Source organism: Roseofilum sp., assembly GCF_982964205.1.
On the sequence record NZ_CEZBFX010000071.1, the window covers coordinates 1 to 3,446 of the forward strand.

The 3,446-nt window shown below is 44.8% G+C and carries 3 protein-coding genes; all 3 read right to left on the reverse strand.

The genetic code is table 11. The features are described 5' to 3' along the window. Positions 1–1,521 (reverse strand): HEAT repeat domain-containing protein (locus AC3A14_RS16370; RefSeq protein WP_487779064.1); only part of this gene is annotated, 1,521 nt, incomplete at its 3' end. Positions 1,522–1,632: 111 nt separating this feature from the next. After that, positions 1,633–2,601, reverse strand: coding sequence for an aldo/keto reductase (locus AC3A14_RS16375; protein ID WP_318733202.1), 969 nt, complete (start codon positions 2,599–2,601; stop codon positions 1,633–1,635). A 71-nt stretch (positions 2,602–2,672) separates the two neighbouring features. Continuing rightward, positions 2,673–3,335, reverse strand: a complete 663-nt coding sequence (locus AC3A14_RS16380; RefSeq protein ID WP_318733201.1) for a hypothetical protein — start codon at positions 3,333–3,335, stop codon at positions 2,673–2,675. Positions 3,336–3,446 lie beyond the last annotated feature (111 nt).

The following is a 3,446-nucleotide window of genomic DNA, read 5'->3' on the forward strand; positions in this document are numbered from 1 at the left end:
AATTAAGGCAGAGATTGCCTCGATATTACCTGGGTCAATTTCCCCTAAAATATCAGCCGCCCACCAACAGGTTTCTTCATCTTCAGTATCCCTGAGAAGTTGGACTAAAGCCGCGATCGCGATCTCCTGACTATTGCCTTGTAAAGTTTTCCGTAAACTCTCAGCCACCAGCCAACCGGGATTTCTATCCCTAGCCTCCTTAAGGAGTTCAACTAGAACTGCGATCGCCTGGGAATTGCTTTGTCCGATTTGCCCTAAGCTCTCAATCGTGTTCCAACGGGTTTTTTTATCCTCAATCTGTTCAAGAACTTGGGTTAAGGCTGGGATGACCTGGGAATTTTTTGGGTCGATTTTACCTAAACTATTAGCTGTAGGCCAACGGATAAATTCATCCTCAGTCTGCTGGAGAACTTGGACTAATACTGCAATTACTTGGGGATTTCCTGGGTCTATTTTCTCTAAAGTCTCAGCAGCCATACAGCGAGTCAATTCATCTTCAGTGTCCCTGAGAAGTTGGACTAATCCGGCGATCGCTTCGGCATTACCTCGTCCGATTTTCTCTAAACTATGCGCTGCGTGCCAACGAGTATTTATGCTCGCAGCATCCCCGAGTGCTTCCACTAAAGCGGCGATAACCTCGGCATTGCCCTGTCCAATTTCGGCCAAACTCTGAGCTGCTTGCCAACGAGTATATTTATACTTAGTATCCCTGAGAAGTTGGATTAATACGGCGATCGCCTGGGCATTATCTAGTGCGATTTTTCCTAGACTACAAGCCACCCATCTACGGATAGATTGATCCTTAGTCTGTTCGAGAATCTGCACGAAAGCCGCGATCGCCTGGGGATTTCCTGGTGCGATTTTCGTGAGAGTATAAGCTGTATATCTACGAGTATCTTCATCCTTGGTTTTCCTGAGAAGCTGAATTAATGCTGCGATCGCTTCTGGATTACCTTGCCCAATTTTCTCCAAATACTCAATGACTTTCCTACAGATTAATGTAGGACATTGGGGCTGTTGCAGGAGATTGCCAAGGGCTTGAATCACTCGCACTCTGTCAGTTTCTGATAGAGTTTCCCTAGCTCTGTTTGCAATAGGATAGAGAACTATTTGCCATTGCTGTTTTTCAGTATTAAAATCTCCAAATGCCCACTTCACCATCTGTTGGACAATTTCATCGGTAAGAGAACAACTCTTAAACTCGCCAATGCCCACCGCAGCGAGAAAATAGGCTTGATATTGATAAAATCCGCGATCGACTTTCTGAAGATTCCATTCTCCACACCCATCCTCAAAATTCACCAATTCCTCGATAAACTGCTCCTTCTTCTCATCTTCCACATCCTCGCGTCCCAACCACAATAAAATAACCTCGCGCCAACGGGGTTCAAAAATACGATAGGGTTGACTCGAAGGCTGTTCGGGCGAATGATCGGCGGGCAGAAAAAAGTGCCAGTCAGTAATAGCACCAGCGGCAATAAGCGGCTCTACTTGTTCAAATGCCAAATCTTCTGGTGTCATGGCGATTTAACCTCTTGAGAAACGATTCAGAAACCGGGTTTTTACCCAAATCTCCCAGAATGGGCGAGTACAGAAAGCGTTCTAGTTTATGGGTTGACTGGGTTGACTTATTCAGGCATTCATTCCATCTTCATACCCAGGTTTCATCCAAGCTAATTGCTCATTTCTGTAGAATGGTGTCAGCTTAACTCTCGTTTCTTCCATTTTCGAGGCAGATAAGGGGCTAAAATTCTGCATGAAATCGATGTTATCTTTCAAGAGTGCCAAGCTATCGATTCCAACGACGGCTGCTGAAATATGGTCTAAGCTCAAAGCATAACTAAGCAGATCCCTAGGATTGAGATTTTCGATGGTTTCTCTAGGGCGAATGACTTTCATTGCCAGTACTCCCATTCCCTTCCTTCCTGCGGCTGGAACGGCTTGTTCCTCAAATTTCTGTTCTGGACGCTGATGATTCATCGCGATCAGCATGGTATCAAAATCGTACATTTGAGCCGCTTTCTTCATCGCTTCGGCTGAAGTATGTCCACTAAAGCCGATATGTGCGATCGCCCCTTCTTCTTTATATTGATGCAGCACTTCCAAAACCTGACCTTTTTGTCCTAGAGTTTCAACATCTTCGACAGACCTTATAGAATGAACTTGCAAGAGATCGATGTAATCTGTCTGAAGGCGTTTTAAACTTCTCTCAATCGTCTTTTTGGCACTTTCCCCATCCCGTTGAGCGACTTTAGTGGCTAAAAAGACTTCCTTCCTCCTCTGTTTGAGCAACTTGCCCAAACGCTCCTCGCTCGAAATCTGGTGGTTTCCATAATTTGCGGCTGTATCCCAACAATATAATCCGCGATCGAGGGCATATTCGAGTAACTCAAGAGCTTTATCCTCGTCTTGGATCGCCATAAATCGACTACCACAACCGATAATGATCGGTGGAACCTCTATTCCTGTTTTTCCGAGCGTTCTAGTCGGCAGTTGCTTTGCATCATAAGAGGGTGAACTCCCAAGACTCAAATGGGGAACGACAACAGCAGTCGCGCTAGCAACCGCAGCAGTTTTGACAAATTCTCGGCGTGTAATCATTTTGGCTCATTATGGAATTTAAGGTTTTGTTGGTTCAATTGTAGTCAAGGATCGAAGCGATCGCCGATTGACTAAGAATTGAACCGTTCTACCGGTTTTCCATAGACTTCGATCCAGTCTAGTCTAGAGGATGCTGAACTGGAGCCTCCTCTCATCAGATCTGTAATTCCGATTTCATCGACTCGTGAAAGATCGACAGAGGAGACTTTCTCTCTTTCCGTTATCGTCTCCATTGAGAGTGCATACCATTCTAAGTCCATCAGGTTAAACTCACCGATTTTCCAGTCTTCCGATGCTCCTTGAGTGCGATCGCTCACCAACCACGTGCCATCTTCAAGTTTTAAGAGGATGTGCAATCTCCTGAAACCCGATTGTTTAGTCCGCCATCTGACTTTAGCTACTCCTCTCAAGTCAACCAGAAATCGCCTGTGGCTAAACGTTGCTGCCCAGTTGCTCGAGCATCTCCCCGACCATATGTAATAAGGATCGTTGGCTATGTTATCATGATGGCTCTTTTTGAGATTGTCTTTAGCTGAACCATATAAATTAAGAATTACATCTTCATGGCTAATATGTGCCTGAGTTATGGGAATGGCAGCCGGAATCTCCCGTAAGTCTTCTCTGTACACAAGAGATGGGCGATCGTTGGAAACAGCGAATTGTCCGTTAATAATGACAACTAGAAGAGTTAGCTGAATCAGAATTAAAACCCACCAATATTTCTTGATTTTCATAGTACTGTCTTCTATTTTGTCTGGTTTATACTCGCCAGTGAGAAGGTATCCTCATTACTGTACGCGATCGCCTAAAATGAATTATAGGATCGCAGAGGTGAACATGGTACA